The sequence below is a fragment of the Actinosynnema sp. NPDC049800 genome, from assembly GCF_040656635.1.
In the GTDB taxonomy this organism is placed as follows: domain Bacteria; phylum Actinomycetota; class Actinomycetes; order Mycobacteriales; family Pseudonocardiaceae; genus Actinosynnema.
Map to the genome: position 1 here is coordinate 84,381 of NZ_JBFAMT010000005.1, position 23,245 is coordinate 107,625.

A 23,245-nucleotide genomic window follows, 5' to 3' on the forward strand; every position below is an offset into this window, starting at 1 on the left:
ACGAGGAGTGTGCGTGACCGCTGCAATGCGTGACGACTCGCGCAGCGAGCCGGAGGACGACGAGTACACCGCCGTCCGCTGGAACGACCGCGCCATGTTCGGCAGCTTCCGGGGTCTGCCCTGGTGGGCCGCGGTGCTCATCGCGTTCGTGGTGGCCATCGTCGGCACGTTCGTCGACGTCAACTCGGCCGCGCACACCGTGGGCTGGGTGTTCGCCGTGACGTTCTTCGTGGGCTGCGTCGGCGCGGTGGTGTTCGTCGAGCGGCGCTCGATGTTCGGCCCGGTCGTCCAGCCGCCGCTGGTGCTGGCGATCGTGGTGCCGGTCCTGGTGATGCTGACGCAGGGCATGCCCGGTGGCGGGCTGGCGGCGGTCGGCCTGGCGCTGGGCAAGCCGTTGATCGACGGTTTCCCGGCGATGGCGATCACGACGGCGTGCACGGTGATCATCGGCATCGTCCGCGTGACGACGCAGAAGGACCCGAACCGGCCGACCAAGGACGAGAAGCGGGAGGCGAAGCGGAAGCCGGACAAGCCCCGCCGCGCCGACCGCCAGGACCGCCCCGACCGCCCGGCCCGCGCCGAGAAGCCGGAGCCGGAGGACCGCCCGAAGAAGCGCCCCCGCGCCGACCGCGGCGAAGCGCCCGCGGACCGCCGCCGCCCGGCCACCGACGAGGACCGCCCCCAGCGCCCCCGCCCGCCGGCCGGCTCCCCGGACCGCCCCCGTCGCCCGGCCCCGCCGCGTGACGGCGCCCGGCCGCCTCGCCGTCCCCGCCCCCCGCGTGACGAGGCCTGACAGGCGTCACCGACCGGGCGCGACCGGCCACGTCCAGGCGAGGCGGACGATGACGGCGACCAGCGCCACCTCCACGGCGCTGCCGACGAGGTAGTAGACCCACGTCTCGCCGACGCACGACGCGATGAGGGTGATCGCGTAGAGCACGCCGACGACGATGGTGACGATCCGGTTGACCCGTGCCTCGAGCACGAGCGACAGGACCACCATCAGGATCGGCGGCAGGAGGTAGATCAAGGTCGAGACCAGGAACACCTGGTCGACCGCGAACGGCGTGCCCGCCACCTCGCCGTCGAGCGCGGCGTCGAGGACGTCGGCGCGGTAGAACCCGAAGATGTCGACGTAGGCGAACGTGAACAGCACCGCCGTCCACAGCGCGCCGAGCACGAGCTTCACGTCGACCGGGGTGTCCCGGTACTGCTTCCCAGGTGTCGTCCGCACGGCCATCCGCTCCTCCTGTGGGGGGCTCCGGAGGTCCAGCGTGATCGTGCCGGGCGCGGACCACATCGGGCTCTCGGCCGACGTCCTCCCGGCCGGTCGGCCGGTGCCCGAGCGGTACTTCCGGTCAGGACTCGTGGGCGAGCAGCCAGCGCTTCACGTCCGCGCCCCAGCGGAAGTTGCCGATCGCGCCGCCGGTGCGGATCACCCGGTGGCACGGCACGAACAGGGTGGCCGCGTTGCGGGCGCACGCGGTCGCGGCGGCGCGCACCGCGGACGGCCTGCCCGCGAGCAGGGCGTAGTCGGCGTAGCTGACCGGCTTGCCCGCCGCGACGGTTCGCAGCGCCTCCCACGCCTGCTGCATGAACTCGCCCCCGCGCTGCCGGACCGGGACGTCGGCGATCGCGTCCAGGTCGCCCGCGTGGTAGGCGCGCACGGCCCTGGTCACCGCGCCCAGGTCGCGACGGTGCGCGAGGGTCGTCGGGCGCAGTGACGGCGAGACCTGGGGCAGCAGCTCGTCCACGTCCGCGGTCCACCCGCTGGCCAGGACGGCGCCGTCCATGGCGACGACGGTGGTGAAAGGGCTGATCGGGGTGTCGACGGTCGACACGTGGCCGGTGCTCACGCGGTCCTCCTCAAGTGCATCGCGGCGTACGAGCGCCACGGGCGCCACGCGATGTTGTCGCTGGTCAAAGGGATGTCAGGGGCGCCGAGCACGCGCATCACCACGTACGAGGCGACCTCGGGGCCGACGCCGGGGAACGCCGACAGCTCGGCGTGCAGCTCGTCCGCGTCACGGCCGACGTCGACCCGCAACGTGCCGTCGGCCAGGGCCCGCGCCACCGGCGAGTCGATCGCCGAGGGCGCCGGGTACAGGTGCGTCACCGGACCGTCGGGTTGCTCCAACGGCTCGCCCGGCGCGTCGTGGCCGAGCGCCCTGAGCAGGGTCTCCGCGCCGTCGACGCTCCCCGGCAGCCGCACGCCCGGCCGGGCGACGACCGACGGCCGCAACGCCGGGTCGGCGGCCAGGAAGTCGTCCACCGCCACCGGGTCGGCGTCCAGGTCCAGCAGCCGCCGCACCCGGCTCACCGCGCTGCCCAGGTCGCGCAGGTCGGTCAACCGCAGCGAGCACGACACGTGCCCCGCCGCGGGCTCCAGCAGCACGGTCGCCTGGCCGTGCGGCAGGCGCAACGACCGCGCGTAGCAGCGGTCCGTCACGTGCTCGACGCCCGGGATCGCGTGCGCCCGGAAGTACGCCAGCAGCCCCGCCGCGTCGAACGGCGGCCGGTACGGCAGGCGCAGCGTGATGCGGCCCGGCGTGGTCGACGCGGCACGGGTCGAGCGCATCGCCGACGGCGTGGCCGCGAACACCGCCCGGATCGTGTCGTTGAACTGCCGCACGCTGGCGAAACCGGCCGCGAACGCGATGTCCGCGAACGACAGGTCCGTCGTCTCGATCAGCAGCCTCGCGGAGTGCGCGCGGTGCGCACGTGCCAGCGCCAGCGGTCCGGCGCCCAGCTCGGCGGTCAGCACGCGGGTCAGGTGGCGCTCGGAGTAGCCCAGGCGCGCCGCGAGCCCCGGCACGCCCTCCCGCTCCACCACGCCGTCGGAGATCAGGCGCATGGCGCGGGCGGCCAGGTCGGCCCGCAGGTTCCACTCCGGCGAGCCGGGCACGGCGTCGGGCAGGCACCGCCGGCACGCCCGGTAGCCGGCGGACTGCGCCGCCGCCGCGGTCGGGTAGAACTCGGCGTTGCGGCGCTTCGGCGTCACGGCGGGGCAGGACGGCCGGCAGTAGATCCGGGTCGTGCGCACCGCGAGGATGAAGCACCCGTCGAAGCGGGCGTCGCGGGCGGCGACGGCCCGGTAGGCGCGTTCGTCGTCGAGGAGCATGCGACCCACTCTGCCAGGGGCGGGACGTGGGGTCTCGCGGGAATCGGACACGGCGTTGGGGGCGCGTAGACTCACCCACCGTGAGTTTGACCCTCGGTATCGTCGGCCTGCCCAACGTCGGCAAGTCCACCCTGTTCAACGCCCTCACGCGCAACGACGTGCTGGCGGCGAACTACCCGTTCGCGACCATCGAGCCGAACGTCGGCGTGGTGCCGCTGCCGGACGCCCGCCTGGCGAAGTTGGCGGACATCTTCGGCTCCGAGCGCGAAGTGCCGGCGGTGGTGTCGTTCGTCGACATCGCGGGCATCGTGAAGGGGGCGTCCGAAGGCGCGGGGTTGGGGAACAAGTTCCTCGCCAACATCCGCGAGGCGAACGCGATCTGCCAGGTCATCCGGGTCTTCGACGACTCCGACGTGATCCACGTCGACGGTCGCGTCGACGCGACCGCCGACATCGAGACGATCAACACCGAGTTGATCCTGGCCGACCTCCAGACCCTGGAGCGGGCCATCCCGAGGCTCGAGAAGGAAGCCCGCACGCAGAAGGACCGCCGTCCCGCGCTGGAGGCGGCGCAGAAGGCGCGCGAGGTCCTCGACGGCGGGCGCACGCTGTTCGCCGCGCAGTCCGAAGTGGACGGTGAGCTGCTGCGCGAGCTGAGCCTGCTGACCTCGAAGCCGTTCCTGTACGTGTTCAACGCCGACGAGGCCGTGCTCACCGACGAGGCGAAGCTCAAGGAGCTGCGCGAGCTGGTGGCGCCCGCGGACGCGGTGTTCCTCGACGCCAAGGTCGAGGCGGAGCTGCTGGAGCTGGACGAGGAGTCCGCGCGCGAGCTGCTGGAGTCGATCGGGCAGCACGAGCCGGGCCTGTACTCGTTGGCGCGGGCGGGCTTCCACACCCTGGGCCTGCAGACCTACCTGACCGCGGGCCCGAAGGAGTCGCGGGCCTGGACGATCCCGAAGGGCGCGACCGCGCCGCAGGCGGCCGGGGTGATCCACACGGACTTCGAGCGCGGCTTCATCAAGGCCGAGGTGGTCTCGTTCACCGACTTGGTGGAGGCGGGCTCCATGGCCGCCGCGAAGGCCGCCGGCAAGGTCCGCATCGAGGGCAAGGACTACGTCATGGCCGACGGCGACGTGGTGGAGTTCCGCTTCAACGTCTGACCGGTTGATCGAAGGAGGTCGGACAGCTCCTCCGGCCTCCTCGGCATGCCCCCGCCGTCCTTCAGGGTGGTACGATATCCGGTACCAGAGAAGAGGGGGTGCCCGCCGTGTCCATCACCGCGAGCGAGGCCCGTAGAGACCTGTTTCCCCTGATCAAGAGGGTCAACGAGGACCACGACGCCGTCGAGATCGTGTCCAAGCACGGAAACGCCGTGCTGGTTTCCGCCGAGGACTACGCCGCCCTGCGCGAAGGCTCCTACCTCCTGCGCTCGCCCGCGAACGCTCGTCGGCTGCTCAAGGCCTACGAGAACGCGCTGAGCCGGATCAACCTCTCCGAGCGTGCGCTGATCGACCCGGATGCGGCAGACGCGGACAAGGGTGGCGAGTGAGGCTCGTCTTCGAAGAGCACGGCTGGGAGGACTACACGTCCTGGCTCAAGAACGACCGCAAGACGCTCGCCCGGATCAACAAGCTCATCGAGGACGTCCTCCGCGACCCGTTCACCGGGATCGGCAAGCCCGAGCCTCTCAAGCACCACCTCCCGGGTGCTTGGTCGCGCCGGATCGATGACGAGCACCGGCTGGTCTACCTCGTCGTCAACGACGAGATCGTCATCCTCGCGGCCCGTTATCACTACTGATCGAGGGAGAGTTGCCCGGAGCCGGCGTACCCGGGAACTGCGACCGGATCTTGCTACCACATTGGTAGCATCACGGCATGGCGATGACGTTGCGGCTGTCCGACGAGCAGGAACGCGCGCTCGCCCTGCTCGCCGAGGCGGACGGGGTGAGCAAGCACGAGGCCGTGGTGCGCGCGATCGCCGACGCCGCCGCACGCCGGGTCCGCCAGGACCGTGTACGAGGCCTCTCCGCTGAGGGGCGCGCGCGGTACGCGGGGCTGCTCGACCGGCTCGCGCAGTGACCGTGGAGTACCTGACCCTGGAGGACCTGCTGGCGCTCGCGGACGACTTGGGCGTGCCCCAGGTCCGCGACGTGGGCCTGCTGGACTCCGCCGCCCACCGGCCGCGGTCGTCGCTGATGGGGCAGGACGCGTACGAGGGCGTGCACGAGAAGGCCGCCGTGCTGCTGGAGTCGATCCTGCGCAACCACCCGTTGATCGACGGGAACAAGCGGCTGGGGTGGATGTCGGCGTTCGTCTTCTACGGCCTCAACGGGATCGACCTGGACGCGCCGGAGGACGACGCCTACGACCTGGTGATCGCGCTCGCGACCAGTGGGATCGGCCACCCGGAAGCCGCCGCGCGCCTGGCCGGCTGGACCAAGCCCGACCCGACGCCTCCCCGCGCCGCGCCGGAGTTCCGGTTCACCGACCCGGCATGAGCTTGGCCAGGTCGACGTCGATCTCGAACGGCACGGTGAGGTGCAGCGAGTCGCGGAACACGCCGGTGGGCGCGTAGGACTTGGTCGGCTCGTCCAGTTCGTAGACGTGCACGACCGGGCCGCCGGCCTCGTCCTCGACCAGCCAGTAGTGCCGGATGCCGGCCGCCGCGTACTTGCGCAGCTTCACCGTGCGGTCGCGGAAGGCGGACTCGGCTGAGACGACCTCTGCCACCAGCAGCACGTCGACGGGCTCGAACCACGTCTGGTCCGGGTCGTAGGGCGAGGACGTCACGATGACGTCGGCTTCCGGGCGGTTCCGGGCGTCGAGTCGCACGGTCATCCCCTGCACGGCCTCGATGCCGCCGGGTGCCCCGTCGTCGAGCGCTCGGGTGAGCTCCGAGAGGAGGCGGCTGTGCCACGACCGCTGCGGGTACATCCGGAAGACGAGCGTTCCGTCGATCAGTTCGGTGTGGCGGGGAGCGTCGGTCAGGAGGTCCAGGTCTTCGGCGAACCAGCCTTCCTCCCGTGGCGGGCACATCCAACCGGGCAAGGTGTTCATGGCGGTGGACGCTAGGTCGTGAGCAGGTGCCCTGGTAGTCGCACGATGGCATGGCGCGACCACGGCGACGGACCGGTGGGGCGGAGCACCGAGCCGTGAACAGACCTCGGGGCGGTGGGCTCAGGTGAGCCCACCGCCCCGAGGTACTGTGCTGAAGGCGTCAGCGCACCTGGTTGCGGCTGTGGCGGGCCAGGGCGAAGACGCCCCCCGCGGTGGCGAGCATGGCCAGGGCAGAGACGGCGAACACGACGATGTCGGTGGTCATGCGATTTTTCCCCTTGCGTTGATCTCCCACTCGTCTTGACGTCCGGGTACCCGGTTTCGTGGCCCGACAGTCGTGTAATTCACACGATCGTGGAGGTAGAGGCAGTGGGACTGCGCGCACTTGAGGGGCGGGTGCTCGCCGTCGCGCCGTGGATCCTGGGCGCGTCCCTGCTCGGGCACCTGGCGATGGTGGCGTTCCAGACCAAGATGACCATGGTGGACCTGATGGTCTACCGGAACGCCTCACCCGAGCTGTTCACCGGTTTCCTCTACGACTGGCGGCTCAAGGAGTTCTCCGACCAGTTCGCCCTGCCGTTCACCTACCCGCCGTTCTCCGCGCTGGTCTTCGTGCCGCTGTCGTGGTTGCCGTGGGGCGTGGCCCGCTGGTTCTGGCAGCTCGCCTGCCTCGCCTGCCTGTGGTTCGTCACCCGCAAGTCCCTCCAGCTCGTCGGCAGCAACGACCCGCGCCGCGCGATGCTGTGGACCGGCCTGTTCGTGTGGGTCGAGCCGGTCCGCACGACCCTGAACTACGGGCAGATCAACCTGGTCCTGGCCGCCCTCCTGCTCGCCGCCATGGTCGACGCCCGCAACTGGCGGCAGGGCGCGGGCGTCGGCATCGCGGCCGGGTTGAAGCTCACGCCCGCCATCTCCGGCCTCTACTTCCTGGTCAACCGCCGCTACCAGGCCGCCGTGTGGTCGGTCGTGGCGTTCTTCGGCACGGTCGGGCTCGGCTACCTGATCTCGCCGCGCCTGTCGACCGAGTACTGGTTCCACCTGCTCGGCGACGCCTCCCGCGTCGGCCCGGTCGGTTCGGCGATCAACCAGTCGCTGCGCGGCGCGCTGTCGCGCACGGTCGGGTACGACATCGGGACCGGGCCGATCTTCCTGGGCGCCGTCGTGGTCGCCGCCGTGCTCACGGGGTTCGCGCTGCACGCGTCGGTGAAGGCCAAGGACGTGGTGGCGATGATCGTGTCCGTCCAGTTCCTCGGCCTGCTCGTGTCGCCGATCTCGTGGAGCCACCACTGGGTGTGGGCGGTGCCCGCGCTGATGTGGCTCGTCTACGCGGCCAAGCACCGGCTCGCCACGATCACGGCCGTCGCGTGGATCCTGGCGATCGGCAGCTACCTGATCTCGTTCCTGCTCAAGACGCAGCCGTCGATCTGGATCGTCTCGCGCCCCTGGTACTACTCGGCGCTGGGCTGGGTGTACCCGGCCGTGGGCGTGCTCACGCTCGTCACGGTCGCCGTGGTGCTCCGGCAGCGGACGTCGTCGACGTCACAGGAAGACGTCGAGCACCCCGTCGATCTCCTCCGCGAGTGACACGTCCAGCGCGGTGATCCCGCCGCTGGAGTGCGTGCCGCAGCGGAACGTGAGCGTGCGCCAGCGGATGTCGATGTCGGGGTGGTGGTTGTCGTTCTCCGCGATCTCCGCCACCCGGTTCACCACCTGCAGCGCCTGGGCGAAGCTCTCCAGCTCCACCGTGCGCACCAGCGCGGCGTCCTTCGCCTGCCACGAGGGCAACGAGGTCAGCGCGGCGGTCACCTGGTCGTCGGTCAGCAGCTCGGCCATGGCCCCGATCGTCCCACCGAGCGGGGTAAGCTGCGCGTTCGCCACGGGAGTCCGGTGCTGCGCCGGGCTGAGAGGAAGGCGCGCGAGCCTTCGACCGTCCACACCTGATCCGGGTCATGCCGGTGTAGGGAGAGATGATGTTCCGACGAGTGCTGCCCGCCGTGACCGCGTTCGCGCTGCTCACGGCCTGCTCGGTGACCACGTCCAGCACACCTCCGCCGGGGGAGCGGGTCGTCACGCTGGTGACGCACGACTCGTTCGCCCTCAGCCCCGGGCTGCTGGAGCAGTTCAAGGCCGACACCGGCATCACGATCAAGCCCCTGGCCAGTGGTGACGCCGGCGAGGTGACGAATAAGCTGGTCCTGACCAAGGACGCCCCGATCGGCGACGTCGCCTTCGGCGTGGACTCCACGTTCGCGTCCCGCGCCCTGAAGGAGGGGGTGTTCGCCGAGTACGCGAGCCCCGAGGCGCAGCAGGGCGCGCAGCGCTACCAGCTCGACCCGCCGAACCGGCTGCACGCCGTCGACGTCGGCGACGTGTGCCTGAACATCGACGTCGCGGCGTTCAAGGACGTCGGCGAGCCCAAGCAGTACGCCGACCTGGCCGACCCGAAGTACAAGGACATGCTGGTGGTCGAGGACCCGGCGACGTCCTCCCCGGGCCTGGCGTTCCTGCTCGGCACGATCGCCACGTTCGGCGAGCAGAACTGGCAGAACTACTGGGGCCAGCTCAAGGCCAACGGCGTGAAGGTCGTCAGCGGCTGGGAGGAGGCCTACACGCAGGACTTCTCCGGCTCCAGCGGCAAGGGGCCGCGGCCGATCGTGGTGTCCTACGCGTCGTCGCCGTCCGCGGAGATCGGTGACGACGGCGCGCCGCGCACCAAGGCGCTGCTGGACACGTGCTACCGCCAGGTCGAGTACGCGGGCGTGCTGAACGGCGCGAAGAACGCCGAGGACGCGAAGAAGGTCCTGGACTTCCTGCTCGGCGAGCAGGTGCAGGCCGACGTGCCGGGCCAGATGTACGTCTACCCGTCGCGGGAGGGCGTCGCGCTGCCGGAGGCGTGGACGAAGGCCGCGCCGCTGCCCGCCTCCGCGCGGTCGCTGCCGGCCGCCGAGGTCGACGCGAACCGCGAGCGGTGGGTCCAGCAGTGGCGCGCGTTGGTCCAGGGCTGAGCACACGGCCGGGTCCACCCCAGCGACGACGTCCGAGCCCTCGCCTGGCCTGGTCGCTCGCCGCGCTGCTGCCGCTGGCGTTCCTGGGCGTGTTCTTCGCGTGGCCGGTGCTGGCGATCGTCGCGCTCGGCCTGGACGAGGGCGGCGTGCTGCCGGTCCTCGCCCGGGCCGACACGTGGGACCTGGTCGGGTTCACCCTCGGCCAGGCCGCCGCGGCGACGACGTTGGCGCTGGTCACGGGCCTGCCGGTGGCGTTCCTGCTGGCCCGGTGCCGGGTCCGGGGCACGGGGCTGGTGCGCGCGGCGGTGATGGTGCCGTTCGTGCTGCCGACCGTGGTGGTGGGGCTGGCGTTCCGGGCGTTGTGGCCCGACGGCGGCGTGCTGCCGATCGTGCTGGCCAACGCGTTCTTCAACGTCGCCGTGGTCGCCCGCACGGTCGGCGGCCTGTGGGCTCGGGTCGACCGGCGGGCGGAGGACGCGGCACGGGCCCTGGGCGCGTCCCGCGCCCGCGCGTTCACCTCCGTCGTGCTGCCGTCGTTGGCGCCGGCGATCGGGTCGGCGGCGTCGGTGGTGTTCCTGTTCTGCGCCACCAGCTTCGGCGTGGTGCTGGTGCTCGGCGGCGCGCGGCACCGCACCGTGGAGACCGAGATCTACCTGCGCACGGTGGAGCTGTTCGACCTGTCGGGCGCCGCCGCGCTGTCGCTGGTCCAGTTCGTCGCCGTGATCGCGGTGCTCGTGATCGGCGGCCTGGCCCGCCGCAAGCGCGAGAAGTCCCTGTCGCTGCGGATCGAGCCACCCCGCCGGCCCACCGGCGGCGAGTGGGGCGTGGTCGTCGCGGCGTGGCTGGTCGTGGCGGCGCTGCTGGCCCCGGTCGTGGGGCTGATCGCCCGATCCCTGGCCACCGACGACGGCTGGAGCTTCGCCGGGTACGCGGCGCTGGCGGGCACGGGGGAGCGCGGCACGCTGGCGGTGTCCGGGCTGGACGCGGCGCTGAACTCGGTGCGCACGGCCACCGACGCCACGCTGGTGGCGCTGCTGGTCGGCGTGACGTCCTCGATCGTCCTGGTGGGGTTGCGGCGGCACCGGTCCTGGTTCGCGGAGACCCTGGACACCGCGCTGATGCTGCCGCTGGGCGTGTCCGCCGTGACGCTCGGCTTCGGCTACCTGATCACGATGGACGCGCTGCCCGGCGACTTCCGCACCTCACCGCTGCTGGTGCCGTTGGCGCAGGCGTTGGTGGTGACGCCGTTGATCGTGCGGATCGTGCTGCCGGTGCTGCGCGCGGTGGACGAGCGGCTGCGGCAGGCGGCGGCGACGTTGGGCGCGAGCCCGTGGCGGGTGTGGCGCGAGGTGGACCTCCCGCTGGCGTCGCGGTCGCTGCTGGCGGCGGCCGGGTTCGGGTTCGTGGTGGCGCTGGGCGAGTTCGGCGCGACGAGCTTCCTGGCCCGGCCGGACGCGCCGACGCTGCCGGTGGTGATCGCGCGGCTGATGTCCCGGCCGGGTGAGCTGAACAGCCAGATGGCCTACGCGGCGTGCGCGTTGCTGATGGTGGTGACCACGGTGGCCGTGCTCGTGATCGAGCGGTTGCGCGTGCCGAGCGGCGGGGAGTTCTGATGTCGTTGCGGGTCGGCGGGTTGAGCGTGGCCTACGGGCCGGTGACCGCGGTGTCCGAGGTGGACCTGTCCATCGGGGACGGCGAGGTGGTGGCGCTGCTCGGGCCGTCCGGGTGCGGCAAGTCGACGTTGCTGCGCGCCGTGGCCGGGCTGGAACCGCCTACCGCGGGCACCGTGTCGTGGGACGGCGTCGACCTGGCCGGCACCCCCGTGCACCGGCGGGGTTTCGGGTTGGTGTTCCAGGACGGCCAGCTGTTCCCGCACCGCGACGTGGCGGGCAACGTGGCGTTCGGGCTGCGGATGCGCCGGGTGGAGCGGGAGGCGCGCGAGAAGCGGGTGGCCTCGCTGCTGGACCTGGTCGGCCTGGCGGGCTACGCCGAGCGCCGCGTGACCGAGCTGTCCGGTGGCGAGCAGCAACGGGTGGCCCTGGCCCGCGCCCTCGCGCCACGCCCCAGGCTGCTCCTGCTGGACGAACCGCTGTCCGCCCTCGACCGGGCGTTGCGGGAGCAGCTGGCGGTCGACCTGGCGCGGCTGCTGCGCGACACGGGCGCGACCGCGCTGGTGGTGACCCACGACCACGACGAGGCGTTCACCCTGGCCGACCGGGTGGCGGTGATGCGGGCGGGTCGCATCGTGCAGGTCGGCGAGCCGGCCGCGGTGTGGAAGAACCCGTCCGACGTCGAGACCGCCCGGTTCCTCGGGTGCGGCAAGGTCCTGTCGCCTGAGGACGCCGAGCGCTTCGTGGGCGTGCGGGCGCGGGTCGGCCTGCGTGCGACGGCACTGCGCGCCGACCCGGCCGGCGCCGTCGAGGCGGAGGTCCTGGAACGCGTCCACCGCCGCGACCACGTGCGGCTGCTCGTGCGGCTGGCGGGCGAGGACTTCGAGGCGGTCGCCCCGGTCGCCACCCCACCGTCACCCGGCGACCGGGTCACCCTGTCCGTGGACCACGACGGCGTCGCGGTCATCGGGTGAGCCGACCGCCCGGCGACGCCCTTCGCCCGGCCGCCTCGCCGCCGCACGTAGGCTCCCGGCCGTGACCTCCAAGCCGGTGACCGACCTGCGCGGCCTCGCGGGCTTCGTGCTGATCTCCCGCTTCCTCACCGAGCTGGCCCTGCTGGGTGGACTGGCCGCGGCCGGCGCTCGCCTCGGCGGCGGAGCGGTGCTCGGCGTGGCCCTCGCCGTCCTGCTGCCGGTGACGGCGGCGGTCGTCTGGGGCGCGGCCATCGCGCCCCGCGCGCGGCGGCGGCTGCCCGAGCCCGGCCGGTTCCTGGTGGAGCTCGTCCTGTTCGGGGCCGCCGGCCTGGCGGTGGCGCGGTCGGGGTGGCCGGTGGCCGGCATCCTGCTCGCGGTCACCGGGATCGGGTTCGCCGCCCTCACCAGGGTCTTCGCCAAGGACGACTGAACCACGCCGTCATCGGGCGAGGTCGAGCGCGTACTCCACGTCCCCGTGCTCGGCGCCCTCGATGTAGTCGGGCCACTCCTCGTGGAACGTCCGCACGTGCGCCAACCCGACCTTCTCCAACACCCGCCGCGACCCGGTGTTCACCGCCATCGCGTACGCCACGACCCGCGTCAACCCCGTCGCGCGCCCGTGCTCCACCAACGCCGCCGCGCCCTCCGCGGCGTACCCGCGCCCCCAGTGGTCGGGGTGCAGCCGGTACCCCAGCTCGGCCACACCCCCGCCCGCCGCGCTCAGCTCGAACCACCCGATGAAGTCCCCCGACCCCTTCAGGTGCGCGGCCCACCACCCGCCGCCGAGCAGCTTCGGCAGCACGACCCGCTCCACGTCCGCCCGCGACACCGGCTTGCCGTCCTCGATGTACCGCATCACCCGCGGCTCGGCCAGCAGCCACGCCACCGCGTCCACATCGGACTCGACGAACCCGCGCAGCACCAACCGCCCGGTCTCCAACGACACCACGTCCACGTCGCCGATTGTCGGCTAGTTGTCCTTGGTGGCCAACCGCATTGCCGCCAACGACAGCCCGATCAGCACGTAGCACCCCGCCAACGCCGTGCTGCGCCACAACTCCTCGGTCGGCAACGGGTCGCGCATCACGTCGACCAGGCCCTCCCACGCGGACGTGATGAGGTACGGGTGCAGCCAGTCCAACGCGCTGAAGACGCCCAGCACCGCGAACACGATCACACCGGCCATCGTCGCCGCCATCACCACCAACGGGTGCTCGGTGCACGCCGAGATCGCCATCGCGATCGCCGCCACACCCCACACCTGCACGGTGACCAGCAGGATCGTCAGCACGATCCGCCCGAGCGCCGCGCCGAACGACAGCGTGGACCCCGACAGCGTGAGCATCCCCTCGCCGCCGAACAGCACCACACCGGTGATCGCGCCGACGAACGCGATCAACGTCACCGCGAACAACGTCATCGTGGCCACGCCGAACGCCTTGATCCCCAGCAGCCGCAGCCGACCCACCGGCGAGATCATCAACCCGCGCAACGTGCCGTGCTGCGCCTCGCCGGCCAACCCGTCCGCCGCCCAGATCGCGCCGACCAGCGGCAGCAGCAGCGGCAGCGCCAGGAACAGCGTGAACACCGGCAGCACGAGCCCGTTGCCCGCGATGATGGCGGCCAGACCCGGCCCCGCCGGACCGTCGCCGTCGGTGGCGAACCACAGGCCGATCCCGGCCAGGATCGGCACCAGGCACAGCGACGCCAGCCCGATCACCGTCCGCGGCCGGCGCACGATCCAGCGCAGCTCCGAGCGCAGTTGCCTGCCCAGCGGAGCGCGCGCGGCGACCAGCGCGCTCATCGGGACCCCTCCTCGATCGTGTCCACGGCGGACAGGTTGTGCTCGGACTCCTCGGCCTCGGTGAGCCGGGCGAACAGGTCCTCCAGACCGGTGCGGTGACGACGCGCCTCGTGCACCTCGACCCCCGCGTCCACCAGCGTCCGCACCACCACGGGCGCGGTCGTGCCGATCAGCTCGACCCGCACGCCCTCCTCGATCGGGCGCGCCGAGATCCGACCGGCGCGCAACGCGTTCAGCGCGTCGTCCACGTCCGGCGTGACGATCAGCAGCGCGCTGCTGTCCGCGTGCAGCAGCTCGGCCAGTTCCCCTTGCGCCACCACGGTTCCCCGGTGCAGCACGGCCACGTGCGTGCACGTCGCCTCGATCTCGCTGAGCAGGTGCGACGACACGACGACCGTGCTGCCCGCCTCGTGCAGGTCCGCGATCACCTTGCGCACCTCGCGCGTGCCCGCCGGGTCCAGCCCGTTGGTCGGCTCGTCCAGCACGATCAGCTTCCGCTTCACCAGCAGCGCCGAGGCCAGCCCCAGCCGCTGCTTCATGCCCAGCGAGTACCCCCGGTAGCGCCGGTGCGCGGCGGCGGCGAGGCCGACCCGCTCCAACGCGTCCTCGACGGCCTGCTTGATGTCGCCCGAGGCGAGCAGCGGCTCGAAGGCCGCCGCCCGCCGCAGGTTCTCCCGCCCCGACAGGAACGGGTGGAAACCCGGACCCTCGACCAGCGCGCCCACGTGCGGCAACGCCTCCGCGACGCCGTCGGGCAACGCCTTGCCGAGCAGCTCGACCTCGCCCTCGGTCGGCCGCACGAGCCCGAGCAGCATGCGGATCGTGGTGGTCTTGCCCGACCCGTTGGGGCCGAGCATCCCGAGCACCGCCCCCCGCGGCACGTCGAGGTCCACCCGGTCCACCGCGACCGTGCGCCCGTACACCTTGCGCAGTCCCCGCGTCCGGGCCGCGTGGACCGGGGTGGAGCCGGTGCTCACCGGCTCCACCCGCGCGCTGGTCGAGGTACTCACTTGACCTGGCCGATCGCGTCCACGAGCACCTGCTCCGGCACCGCGCCCGCGGCCACCCGGCCGTCGTCGGCGATCAGCAGGCCGCCGACCCGGGTGGTGATGAGCGTGCCCGATCCCCACTCGCCGCTGACCGGCTTGCCCAGCTGCTTGATCAGGCCCTGCACGTCGACGTCCCCGCCTTCGCCGCGCTCCTGCCAACGGCCCTCGCGCTCGCCCTGCCGACCCTGCTCGCCCTGCACGTCGGCGAGACCGCTCAGGGCCTCGTCCGTCACGCGGGCGGCCAGCACGACGTCCCAGCCCTCGCCGATGACCTGCGGGTTCGCCTCGGTGAACGCCCGCTCGGCGGCGGCCTTGTCCTCGGCCGACGGCTCGTCGACCTCGGGCTCGGTCACCTTAGCGCCGGCCGGCGGCGTGAACGCGAACAGCGACGCGTCCTGCGGGCCGACGTTCAGCTCGGAGAACCCGACCTGCATGGCAGGCGCGTCCGTGCCGTTGGTCAGCACGGCCACCCGCAGCGGCACCCGCAGCTCCGAGTCGACCGCGACGCGCACCTCGCGCAGCACCGTCTTCTCGGTCGGCTTCGGCGTCAGCACCAGCTCGTACACCGGCCGGTTCGCCACCCGGGCGGTGCCGTCGACGGTGACTTCGCTGTACTCCTGGATCGCCGCCACCACCTGCCGCGACAGCGTCACCGGGTCCGTCGGCACGGCCTGCTGCTCGCCGCCGAGCTCCGGCTTGCCGTGCTCGAACGCGCCGTGCGGCATCTTCGTCACGGTCTGCTCGGCCGAGTCCCACAGCCACGCCGTCTGGCCGTCGTCGACGAACGTGCGCTCGGAGTCGCCGCTGGGCAGCTGCACCCGGAGCTTGCCCTGGCCGTCGGTCCAGACGCGCAGGTTGCTGGCGCCGTCCGAGGCCTGCGGCACGCCGGCGATCGCCGGGATGCCCAGGTCGTTGTCCACGTCCACCGTGCCGCCGAACGCGGCCGGCTGGGCGTTCAGCACGGACTCGACCAGCGCCTCGGCGCTCACGTCCGGCAGCACCGGTGCGGGACCGGCGCCGGCGGGCATCGCGAGGAGCCCGAGCCCGGTCGCACCGGCGACCACGCCTACCGCCGCCGCCACGACGGTCACCCTTCTCCGGTTCATGTGTCCCCTCCTCCTACCGGGCAGCCCCTTGCGACCCGACAACCCAGACACTCCTCCGCGAGCCCTGAGATCGAGCTGAGAGCGGCCCGGACGCTGAGAGCGGACTGAGACTCCCGCGCCGATTGTCCTCCTCACGGGGCATGCTGTGGGACGTGAGACCACGGGTGCTGGTTGTGGACGACGAGATCGGCGTGCGGCGTGCGTTGGAACGCGGCCTGTCCGCGGAGGGCATGGAGGTGGTGACCGCCGCCGACGGCCCCAACGCCCTGCGCGTGGCGTTGACCGGCGCGTTCGACGTGGTGCTGCTGGACATCATGCTGCCCGGCCTGTCCGGCTACCGGGTGTTGCAGCGGATGCGCGCCGAGGGGGTGCGCACGCCCGTGCTGATGGTGTCGGCCAAGGACGGCGAGGTCGACCAGGCCGACGGCCTCGACCTCGGCGCCGACGGCTACCTGGTGAAACCGTTCTCGTTCGTGGTGCTCGTGGCGCAGGTCCGGGCGTTGCTGCGGCGCAACTCCGCCGACCTGGCGCGGCGCAGGCTCAAGCTGGGCGAGCTGGTGGTGGACCGCGCCATGCGCGAGGTGAGCTGGGCCGGCGAGCCGGTGTCGCTGTCGCCGCGCGAGTACGCCGTGCTCGACGTGCTGGCCAGCCGGGCCGGATCCGTCGTGACCAAGGACGAGCTGCTGCGCACGGTGTGGGGCGACGAGCAGGCCGCCACCCGCAACGCGGTCGAGGTGTACGTCGGCTACCTGCGGCGCAAGCTCGACGCGATGGGCGCGGGCGAGGTCGTGCGCACCGTGCGCGGCCACGGCTACCTGGCGTCCACGCCCGACCTCGACGCGGCGCTGGGTTCGGCGGGGACCAGGCGCAGGTGAACCCGCGCCGGTGGTGGCCACCGCGCCGGTGGTGGCTGCGGCGGACGCTGCGGTTCCGGATCACCGTCGTGGCGACCGGCGTGGCCCTGCTGTGCCTGCTCGCGTTCACCCTCCTCGCACCCCAGCTGATCGGGTACGTGCAGGTCAACGCGGTGGACCGGGAGCTGGCCAAGGCGGAGAACACGCGGGTGCTCGACACCGCGGGCAACCCGCTGGACGGCGGGCCGAAACCCGACCTGACCGCGGCGGAGATCCGCGCGCTCAAGTCCGGCGAACCCGTGCTGCGGATCGACGGCCCCAGCGCGCACCGGTGGGTCGGCCGGGTGGAGTTCGCCGCCGACGGCACGCCCCGGCTGCACGTCGCCGGCGACACGCTGGTCGGCTACCGCGAGGCGAACCAGCTGGGCACGCGGTGGCTCGCGGTGGCCGCGGTGCTGGTCGCGGGCCTGGTCGGGATCGCGACGTGGCTGGCCGTGCGGTCGTCGTTGAGGCCAGTGGAGCGGATGCGGGTGGCCGCGGCGGAGCTGCCGCGCGGCCGGCGGCTGCCCGTGCCGGCCGCGCGGGACGAGCTGCAAGCGCTCGCCGAGGCGTTGAACGCCCTGCTGGCCCGCCGCGACGAGGCCACCGAACGGCTGCGCCGGTTCACCGGCGACGCCGCGCACGAGCTGCGGTCGCCCGTGACGTCCGTGCGGGCGCAGGCCGAGGTGGCGGTGGCGCACCCCGACCCGGACTTCTCCATCGAGGTGCTCGAATCGGTGGTGGAGGAGTCCGAACGGCTGTCCGCGCTGGTGGACGCGTTGCTGATCCTGGCGCGCGCGGACACCGGCGAGCTGCCGCGCGCCGAGCCCGTCGACCTGGTGCTGCAGGCGCAGGCCGCCGTCGACCGGCTGGGGGAGACGGAGCTGCTCGTGCAGCTGGCCGCGCCGATGAGCGCGTGCCTGGTCTCCGCCGCGGGCGCGGAGGTCGAGCTGGTGCTCGACAACCTGCTGCGCAACGCCGCCCGGTACGCCCGGACGTTCATCCGGATCTCCGTGCTGCCGGCCGTGCGCGAGGTGCGGTTGCTGGTCGACGACGACGGGCACGGCATCCCCGAAGAGCACCGGGAGAAGGTGTTCGACCGCTTCTACCGGGTCGAATCGGACCGGGGACGGGCCACCGGCGGGTTCGGGCTCGGGCTCGCGCTGGTGGCGCACCTGGTGCGGCGGCGGCGCGGGACGATCCGGGCGGGCGAGTCGCCGGAGGGCGGCGCCCGGCTGGAGGTGCGCTGGCCGCTCTACCGGTGACGGGCGCGGCCGGCAGGATCGGCGACCGTGCCCGAGCTGAGAACCACCACCCTGGTCGACGCGCCGCTGCGGACCGTCGCCGCCGCGCTGCTGGACGCGCGACTGCTGGCCCGAGCCGTGCGAGGGCTGGGCGTGCGGATCACGGGTGGCGCGCCGGTGCTGTTCGCGGGCGCGTCGCTGGCCGGGTCCGTGGGGCCGGTGACCGGGACGCTGGTCGTGACGCGGGCCGACACCACGGGGGTGTCGGCGGAGCTGGTCGGTGGGCCGTTGCCGAGGTTCACGCTGGTCACGGACCTGCTGCACACCGGCGGCGGCACGATGGTGGTCGATTCCGTCGAGTGGTCCAGCCCCGGCGGCCCGTTCGGGCGGCTGGCGGACGTCCTGGTGGGGCGCGGCCTGGCCCTGAAAGTCCTGGAAGCCCGTGCCGCCGCCGTGTCCGCGCGCAGCATCGACCTGCTGAGCGCGCGCGTAGTAGTAGGTGCGGCGATCATCCGTGACGGCCTGCTCCTGGCCCAGCAACGCAGTTACCCGCCCGAGGCCGCCGGCAAGTGGGAACTGCCGGGCGGACGCGTCGAGCCGGGCGAAACCGACCACGCCGCCGTGATCCGCGAGTGCTCGGAGGAACTGGGCGTGACCGTCGCCCCGGGCGACCAGATCGGCCCGGACATCCCCCTCCGCTCCGACCTCATCCTCCGCGCCTACACGGCCACCCTGACCTCCGGCACCCCGACCCCGACCGACCACCAGGCCGTCCGCTGGCTGACCTCCGCCGGCCTGGACACCGTCGACTGGCTCCCCGCCGACCGCGTCCTCCTCCCCGCCCTCCACCCCCTCCTCTCCTGACCCCCGCGCGTCGAACGCCCGGGTCCCGCGTGTCCTGCGTTCGCGGGACCTGAGCGTTCGACTTGCGCAGTCAGCCCAGGCCGGACATGCGCAGGGCGGCGTCGAGGCGGTGACCGCAGCGCTCACGGGAGCGCTCCGCGCCGTGCGCCCGCGCCCGCTCCAGCTCGGCCGGGTCGTCGAGCAGCCCCTGCGTCACCTCGCGCACGGGCCGCAGCTCCTCGACCACCGCGTCCGCCGTCGCCTCCTTCAGCTCCGAGTAGTCCTTCAGCGAACCCGCCAGCTCCTCCGGGTCCTTCCGCGTGCACGCCGCCAGGATCTCCAGCAGGTTCGCCACGCCCGGCTGCTCCTCCGGCGCGTAGCGCACCTCGCCCCGGTCGTCGGTCACCGCCCGCCGGATCTTGCGCCGCACCAGGTCAGGCGGGTCGAGCACGAAGACCGTGCCCGCCGCGTCCTTCGCCGTCTTGGCCATCTTCCGCGACGGATCGGCCAGGTCGCGGACCCGTGACGCGGTCGGCGGCACGACCGAGCGCGGCATCACGAACACCTCGCCGTACGTGCCGTTGAACCGGCGCGCCAGCACCCGCGCCAGCTCCACGTGCTGCCGCTGGTCGTCACCGACCGGCACCTCGTGCGCGCCCTGCAGCAGGATGTCGGCCGCCATCAGCACCGGGTACGTGAGCAGGCTCAACCGGACCGACGACCGGCCCGCCGACTTCTCCTTGAACTGGATCATCCGGGCCGCCTCGCCGTACGTGCAGGTGCACTCCAGCACCCACGTCAACGCGCCCAGCTCGCGGACCAGGTCGGACTGCACGGCCACCGACCGCGGATCGACGCCGGCGGCGATGAGCACCGCCAACTGCTCCCGGGTCAGCGATCGCAGTCGTGACGGGTTGTGCGACGTCGTCATCGCGTGCAGGTCGCTGATGAAGTAGACGTCCTCTTCGGTGCCCTCGGCGGCCCACCGCCTGATCGCGCCGAGGTAGTTGCCCAGCTGGACGGGACCGGACGGGGTGATCGCGGACAGCCTGATCATGGTGATCCCTTCGGGGTGTGCCCGCTCGACGTGACCCCCGAAAGCACGAAGGCCGCCCCGGCGGGCGGCCTGCGTTCGTCTGACGCGCAGTTCTCAGGGCCGCCGGAAGGCGGACCACCAGAACGGGTAAAGAGTGCGCATAGCCGCGATCCTAGCGTGTTACCCGGGTGTGTCACGGGTCTACATTTCTTCTATGTACGTCGTGCTGCTGGAGTACACCGCACCGCTGGACGAGGTCGACTACGCGCTCCCGGACCACGTGGAGTGGCTGAAGAAGCAGTACGAGGCCGGGCACTTCCTGGCCTCGGGCCGTCAGGTGCCCCGCGTGGGCGGCGTGATCATCGCGCGGCCGATGTCGCGCGGGAAGCTGGACGCGCTGCTGGCGACCGACCCGTTCGCGACCGCCAAGCTGGCGAAGTACCAGGTGGTGGAGTTCCAGGCCACCCGGACCGCGCCGGAGCTGGCCAGGATCAACGAAGCGGTGATGGGCTAGCCCGCGGGCGGCCCCGTCCCACCCGGCGTCGGCCGGGCGGTGGCCCTCACGCGGCCACCTTCTTCTTGCCGGCCTTCTTCCCCGCCTTCGCCCCATCCGCCTTGCCGGCCTTCTTGCGCTCCTTGCGCTCCTGCTTGGCGGCCTTCTTCGCGGCCTTCTCCCGCGCCTTGAGCAGCACCACGACCGGACAGCTCTTGCACCTCGGCGTCGAGCGGCAGCACTTCTTCTTCACCTTGACCTTGCCCACGCGGCGTGCTCCACTCATCCGGGTGTCCTCAGAGTAGGTGAGGCTGACCTCACCTGCCGTCCGTGTGTGGTAAGGGCACTGCGCCCGGTAAGCTGTACTCAGGCTGCGCGCGATCCAACGTCCGGCGCCTGGCTTCCCTCGCACAGACAGCTCTAGGAGTTCCGCGTGCCCACGGCCACCGCGTCGATCAAGGAAACGCTGGTCCGCAACGACCTGCGCAACGTCGCGATCGTCGCGCACGTTGACCACGGCAAGACGACCCTCGTCGACGCCATGCTCCGCCAGTCCGGGGCCTTCTCCGAACGTGCCGAGCTCGTCGACCGGGTCATGGACTCCGGCGAGCTGGAGCGTGAGAAGGGCATCACGATCCTGGCCAAGAACACCGCCGTGCGCCGCCACACGCCCGACGGTCCCGTCACCATCAACGTGGTCGACACCCCGGGGCACGCCGACTTCGGCGGCGAGGTCGAACGCGGCCTCTCCATGGTCGACGGCGTCGTGCTGCTCGTCGACGCCTCCGAAGGCCCGCTGCCGCAGACCCGGTTCGTGCTGCGCAAGACGCTGGCCGCCGGTCTTCCGGTGATCCTGGTGGTCAACAAGGTCGACCGCCCCGACGCCCGGATCTCCGAGGTCGTCGAGGAAGCCCACGACCTGCTGCTCGACCTGGCCAGCGAGGTCGGCGCCGACGACTCGGTGCTCGACCTGCCGGTCGTCTACGCCTCGGCGCGCGCCGGCCGGGCCTCGCTCAACCAGCCCGAGGACGGCGGCCTGCCCGACGAGGAGAACCTCGACGTGCTGTTCGAGGTCCTGTTCAAGCACATCCCGGCCCCGCTGGGCGACTCCGACGCGCCGCTGCGCGCGCTGGTGACGAACCTCGACGCGTCGTCGTTCCTCGGCCGCATCGCGCTGTGCCGGATCGAGGCGGGCACCATCCGCAAGGGCGAGACGGTGGCCTGGTGCCGCGAGGACGGCACGATCCAGAAGGTCCGCATCACCGAGCTGCTGATCACCGAGGCGCTGGACCGCGTGCCCGCCGAGCAGGCGCGGGCCGGTGACCTGGTCGCCATCGCCGGCATCCCGGACATCACCATCGGCGACACGCTCGCCGACGTGGACAACCCCGAGCCGCTGCCGCGCATCACGGTGGACGAGCCCGCGATCTCGATGACCATCGGCGTCAACACCTCGCCGCTGGCCGGCCGGGGCGGCGGCACCAAGCTGACCGCGCGGGTGCTCAAGGCCCGGTTGGACTCGGAGCTGGTCGGCAACGTGTCGGTGCGCGTGCTGCCCACCGAGCGCCCGGACACGTGGGAGGTGCAGGGCCGCGGTGAGCTGGCGCTGGCCATCCTCGTCGAGCAGATGAAGCGGGAAGGCTTCGAGCTGACCGTCGGCAAGCCGCAGGTGGTCACCAAGACCGTCGACGGCAAGCTGCACGAGCCGTTCGAGCGGTTGACGATCGACGCGCCGGAGGAGCACCTGGGCGCCATCACCCAGCTGCTGGCCAACCGCAAGGGCCGGATGGAGAACATGTCCGGCCACGGTTCCGGGCGGATCAAGCTGGAGTACGTCGTGCCGTCGCGCGGCTTGATCGGCTTCCGCACCGAGTTCCTCACCGAGACGCGCGGCACCGGCATCGCGAACGCGGTGTCCGAGGGCTACGCGCCGTGGGCCGGCGAGATCCGGACCAGGCACAACGGCTCGCTCGTCGCCGACCGGTCGGGCCAGATCACCGCGTACGCGATGATCCAGCTGGCGGACCGGGGCACGTTCTTCGTCGAGCCCGGCGCCGAGGCGTACGAGGGCATGGTCGTCGGCGAGAACCCGCGGGCGGAGGACTTGGACGTCAACGTCTGCCGTGAGAAGAAGCTGACGAACATGCGCACGTCGACCGCCGACGTGATGGAGACCCTGGCCCGGCCGCGGAAGCTGTCGTTGGAGGAGGCGCTCGAGTTCTGCGCCCCCGACGAGTGCGTCGAGGTCGCGCCGGAGGTCGTGCGGGTGCGCAAGGTGATCCTGGACGCGAACCAGCGGGGCCGCGAGCGCAGCCGCAACAAGTTGCGGGGCTGACCGCTACACCTTATATATAGGGTCTGCTCGACGGGCACCTCCGGCTTCGGCCAGGGGTGCCCGTCTGCATTCCCCAACGTCCACCCGTGGCCACCAAACACGATCGGGTGAACATAGGCCAAAAATGTACGGTAACACCGTTACCGCCCCTCGGTTGGAACATGAGGAAACCGACCGACCGCCCCGACCCCGACCACCCCACCCACCCCGCCTCCCAAACCCACCGGCTTCCCCCACCCCCACCTGCCACCCCCACAGCCCGCCCGCCGCCGGCCCCGCCGGCCCATCGGGCCCCGGACTTGCCGGACCGCCGGACCGCCGGACTTGCCGGACCGCCGGACTTGCCGGACCGTCGGACTTGCCGGACCGCCCGGCCCGCAGACCCGCCAGCTGCCAGATCGCCAGCCATCGGCACGCCGAGCCATCGGGGCTGCCGAGCGCGCCGGCCGGACAGCCCGCGGCTGGCCGCCCGGGCCGGCGGCGGAATGGCCCGTGACTGCCGACCCGCCTGGTTGCGGGCCTTGGCCGCCTCGCTGCCGGGGGCCGGCGCGGCGGATCTGGCTCGGGTGCGGCGGGGCGTGGCGAGTGAGCGCGGTGGAGGGGCGAGGGCTGGGAGTGGGAGTGGGGGAGATCGCGGTCGGGGAGTGGTGGGGTTGGGCGTCAACTGTCAGCG

At 72.4% G+C, this 23,245-nt stretch carries 27 protein-coding genes; 16 read left to right on the forward strand and 11 right to left on the reverse strand.

Going from position 1 to position 23,245, the window contains the following annotated elements:
- Window positions 1-13: 13 nt before the first annotated feature.
- Window positions 14-793, forward strand: coding sequence for a DUF6542 domain-containing protein (locus tag AB0I91_RS09015; protein WP_498774246.1), 780 nt, complete (start codon window positions 14-16; stop codon window positions 791-793).
- Between the two features lie 6 nt (window positions 794-799).
- Here AB0I91_RS09015 and AB0I91_RS09020 read toward each other — a convergent pair whose 3' ends face one another.
- The 3 genes from AB0I91_RS09020 to AB0I91_RS09030 all read right to left on the reverse strand — a co-directional run bounded on the left by AB0I91_RS09020 (window position 800) and on the right by AB0I91_RS09030 (window position 3,121).
- Complete coding sequence (locus tag AB0I91_RS09020) at window positions 800-1,240, reverse strand: DUF6326 family protein (RefSeq protein ID WP_499636238.1); 441 nt, start codon at window positions 1,238-1,240, stop codon at window positions 800-802.
- Window positions 1,241-1,358: 118 nt separating this feature from the next.
- Window positions 1,359-1,856 carry a methylated-DNA--[protein]-cysteine S-methyltransferase gene (locus tag AB0I91_RS09025; RefSeq protein ID WP_498774250.1) on the reverse strand — a complete coding sequence of 166 codons (498 nt, stop codon included), beginning with the start codon at window positions 1,854-1,856 and terminating at the stop codon, window positions 1,359-1,361.
- Window positions 1,853-3,121 carry a bifunctional transcriptional activator/DNA repair enzyme AdaA gene (locus tag AB0I91_RS09030; protein ID WP_499616955.1) on the reverse strand — a complete coding sequence of 423 codons (1,269 nt, stop codon included), beginning with the start codon at window positions 3,119-3,121 and terminating at the stop codon, window positions 1,853-1,855. The genes AB0I91_RS09025 and AB0I91_RS09030 overlap by 4 nt, the downstream gene beginning before the upstream one ends.
- Window positions 3,122-3,201: 80 nt before the next feature.
- Between AB0I91_RS09030 and ychF the strand changes: the two genes are divergently transcribed.
- The 5 genes from ychF (at window position 3,202) to AB0I91_RS09055 (ending at window position 5,621) form a co-directional block, all read left to right on the forward strand.
- Window positions 3,202-4,281 carry a redox-regulated ATPase YchF gene (gene ychF / locus AB0I91_RS09035; protein WP_499636240.1) on the forward strand — a complete coding sequence of 360 codons (1,080 nt, stop codon included), beginning with the start codon at window positions 3,202-3,204 and terminating at the stop codon, window positions 4,279-4,281.
- Window positions 4,282-4,388: 107 nt separating this feature from the next.
- Window positions 4,389-4,670 (forward strand): type II toxin-antitoxin system Phd/YefM family antitoxin, encoded by a 282-nt coding sequence (locus AB0I91_RS09040; RefSeq protein ID WP_308257208.1) that lies wholly within the window; start codon window positions 4,389-4,391, stop codon window positions 4,668-4,670.
- Window positions 4,667-4,921, forward strand: coding sequence for a Txe/YoeB family addiction module toxin (locus AB0I91_RS09045; protein WP_230567335.1), 255 nt, complete (start codon window positions 4,667-4,669; stop codon window positions 4,919-4,921). The genes AB0I91_RS09040 and AB0I91_RS09045 overlap by 4 nt, the downstream gene beginning before the upstream one ends.
- Window positions 4,922-4,998: 77 nt before the next feature.
- Complete coding sequence (locus tag AB0I91_RS09050; protein WP_230567334.1) at window positions 4,999-5,202, forward strand: CopG family transcriptional regulator; 204 nt, start codon at window positions 4,999-5,001, stop codon at window positions 5,200-5,202.
- Window positions 5,199-5,621, forward strand: coding sequence for a type II toxin-antitoxin system death-on-curing family toxin (locus tag AB0I91_RS09055; protein ID WP_499636242.1), 423 nt, complete (start codon window positions 5,199-5,201; stop codon window positions 5,619-5,621). The genes AB0I91_RS09050 and AB0I91_RS09055 overlap by 4 nt, the downstream gene beginning before the upstream one ends.
- Here AB0I91_RS09055 and AB0I91_RS09060 read toward each other — a convergent pair.
- Window positions 5,605-6,180: a Uma2 family endonuclease gene (locus AB0I91_RS09060; RefSeq protein WP_499636244.1), complete on the reverse strand. Its 576-nt coding sequence runs from the start codon at window positions 6,178-6,180 to the stop codon at window positions 5,605-5,607. The genes AB0I91_RS09055 and AB0I91_RS09060 overlap by 17 nt on opposite strands.
- 369 nt (window positions 6,181-6,549) lie before the next feature.
- On the opposite strand from AB0I91_RS09060, the gene AB0I91_RS09065 reads away from it, so the two are divergent.
- Window positions 6,550-7,764, forward strand: a complete 1,215-nt coding sequence (locus tag AB0I91_RS09065; protein WP_499636246.1) for a mannosyltransferase — start codon at window positions 6,550-6,552, stop codon at window positions 7,762-7,764.
- On the opposite strand, the gene AB0I91_RS09070 is transcribed toward AB0I91_RS09065, so the two are convergent.
- Entirely contained in the window at window positions 7,720-8,013 is a 294-nt protein-coding gene (locus AB0I91_RS09070; RefSeq protein WP_498774268.1) for a 4a-hydroxytetrahydrobiopterin dehydratase, read from the reverse strand. The genes AB0I91_RS09065 and AB0I91_RS09070 overlap by 45 nt on opposite strands.
- 137 nt (window positions 8,014-8,150) lie before the next feature.
- Here AB0I91_RS09070 and AB0I91_RS09075 point away from each other — a divergent pair, with 137 nt between their 5' ends.
- The 4 genes from AB0I91_RS09075 to AB0I91_RS09090 all read left to right on the forward strand — a co-directional run bounded on the left by AB0I91_RS09075 (window position 8,151) and on the right by AB0I91_RS09090 (window position 12,199).
- Window positions 8,151-9,185, forward strand: coding sequence for a thiamine ABC transporter substrate-binding protein (locus AB0I91_RS09075; RefSeq protein ID WP_498774270.1), 1,035 nt, complete (start codon window positions 8,151-8,153; stop codon window positions 9,183-9,185).
- Window positions 9,161-10,798, forward strand: a complete 1,638-nt coding sequence (locus AB0I91_RS09080) for an ABC transporter permease (protein WP_498774272.1) — start codon at window positions 9,161-9,163, stop codon at window positions 10,796-10,798. The genes AB0I91_RS09075 and AB0I91_RS09080 overlap by 25 nt, the downstream gene beginning before the upstream one ends.
- On the forward strand, window positions 10,798-11,769 hold the full coding sequence (locus AB0I91_RS09085; protein ID WP_498774274.1) for an ABC transporter ATP-binding protein: 972 nt from the start codon (window positions 10,798-10,800) through the stop codon (window positions 11,767-11,769). Before AB0I91_RS09080 ends, AB0I91_RS09085 begins: the two co-directional genes overlap by 1 nt.
- 61 nt (window positions 11,770-11,830) lie before the next feature.
- Window positions 11,831-12,199 carry a YrdB family protein gene (locus AB0I91_RS09090; protein ID WP_499636248.1) on the forward strand — a complete coding sequence of 123 codons (369 nt, stop codon included), beginning with the start codon at window positions 11,831-11,833 and terminating at the stop codon, window positions 12,197-12,199.
- Window positions 12,200-12,208: 9 nt separating this feature from the next.
- Here AB0I91_RS09090 and AB0I91_RS09095 read toward each other — a convergent pair whose 3' ends face one another.
- From AB0I91_RS09095 to AB0I91_RS09110, 4 genes are read right to left on the reverse strand one after another with little or no spacing between them, the layout of a single operon-like run.
- Window positions 12,209-12,724, reverse strand: coding sequence for a GNAT family N-acetyltransferase (locus AB0I91_RS09095; protein WP_498774278.1), 516 nt, complete (start codon window positions 12,722-12,724; stop codon window positions 12,209-12,211).
- 15 nt (window positions 12,725-12,739) lie between these two features.
- On the reverse strand, window positions 12,740-13,573 hold the full coding sequence (locus tag AB0I91_RS09100; RefSeq protein WP_499636250.1) for an ABC transporter permease: 834 nt from the start codon (window positions 13,571-13,573) through the stop codon (window positions 12,740-12,742).
- The gene (locus tag AB0I91_RS09105; protein WP_498774282.1) at window positions 13,570-14,583 is read right to left on the reverse strand and encodes an ABC transporter ATP-binding protein; all 1,014 of its coding nucleotides are present in this window, start codon (window positions 14,581-14,583) and stop codon (window positions 13,570-13,572) included. The genes AB0I91_RS09100 and AB0I91_RS09105 overlap by 4 nt, the downstream gene beginning before the upstream one ends.
- Window positions 14,580-15,728 carry a LolA family protein gene (locus AB0I91_RS09110; RefSeq protein WP_499636252.1) on the reverse strand — a complete coding sequence of 383 codons (1,149 nt, stop codon included), beginning with the start codon at window positions 15,726-15,728 and terminating at the stop codon, window positions 14,580-14,582. The genes AB0I91_RS09105 and AB0I91_RS09110 overlap by 4 nt, the downstream gene beginning before the upstream one ends.
- A gap of 140 nt (window positions 15,729-15,868) precedes the next feature.
- Between AB0I91_RS09110 and AB0I91_RS09115 the strand changes: the two genes are divergently transcribed.
- Genes AB0I91_RS09115 through AB0I91_RS09125 form a run of 3 tightly spaced genes read left to right on the forward strand, consistent with a single transcriptional unit; the run spans window position 15,869 to window position 18,729 of the window.
- A complete protein-coding gene (locus tag AB0I91_RS09115; protein WP_053723208.1) occupies window positions 15,869-16,603 on the forward strand; it encodes a response regulator transcription factor in 735 nt (244 codons plus the stop codon).
- Window positions 16,600-17,886 (forward strand): sensor histidine kinase, encoded by a 1,287-nt coding sequence (locus AB0I91_RS09120; RefSeq protein ID WP_498774286.1) that lies wholly within the window; start codon window positions 16,600-16,602, stop codon window positions 17,884-17,886. The genes AB0I91_RS09115 and AB0I91_RS09120 overlap by 4 nt, the downstream gene beginning before the upstream one ends.
- 27 nt (window positions 17,887-17,913) lie before the next feature.
- Window positions 17,914-18,729, forward strand: a complete 816-nt coding sequence (locus AB0I91_RS09125) for a (deoxy)nucleoside triphosphate pyrophosphohydrolase (RefSeq protein ID WP_498774288.1) — start codon at window positions 17,914-17,916, stop codon at window positions 18,727-18,729.
- Between the two features lie 70 nt (window positions 18,730-18,799).
- Here AB0I91_RS09125 and trpS read toward each other — a convergent pair whose 3' ends face one another.
- A complete protein-coding gene (gene trpS / locus AB0I91_RS09130) occupies window positions 18,800-19,765 on the reverse strand; it encodes a tryptophan--tRNA ligase (protein WP_498774290.1) in 966 nt (321 codons plus the stop codon).
- Window positions 19,766-19,958: 193 nt separating this feature from the next.
- Between trpS and AB0I91_RS09135 the strand changes: the two genes are divergently transcribed.
- Window positions 19,959-20,258 carry a YciI family protein gene (locus tag AB0I91_RS09135; RefSeq protein ID WP_498774292.1) on the forward strand — a complete coding sequence of 100 codons (300 nt, stop codon included), beginning with the start codon at window positions 19,959-19,961 and terminating at the stop codon, window positions 20,256-20,258.
- A gap of 46 nt (window positions 20,259-20,304) precedes the next feature.
- Here the strand turns inward: AB0I91_RS09135 and AB0I91_RS09140 are convergent, their stop codons facing one another.
- Window positions 20,305-20,523: a hypothetical protein gene (locus tag AB0I91_RS09140; RefSeq protein ID WP_498774294.1), complete on the reverse strand. Its 219-nt coding sequence runs from the start codon at window positions 20,521-20,523 to the stop codon at window positions 20,305-20,307.
- A 147-nt stretch (window positions 20,524-20,670) separates the two neighbouring features.
- On the opposite strand from AB0I91_RS09140, the gene typA reads away from it, so the two are divergent.
- Window positions 20,671-22,572, forward strand: coding sequence for a translational GTPase TypA (typA, locus tag AB0I91_RS09145; RefSeq protein ID WP_498774296.1), 1,902 nt, complete (start codon window positions 20,671-20,673; stop codon window positions 22,570-22,572).
- Window positions 22,573-23,245: the final 673 nt, after the last annotated feature.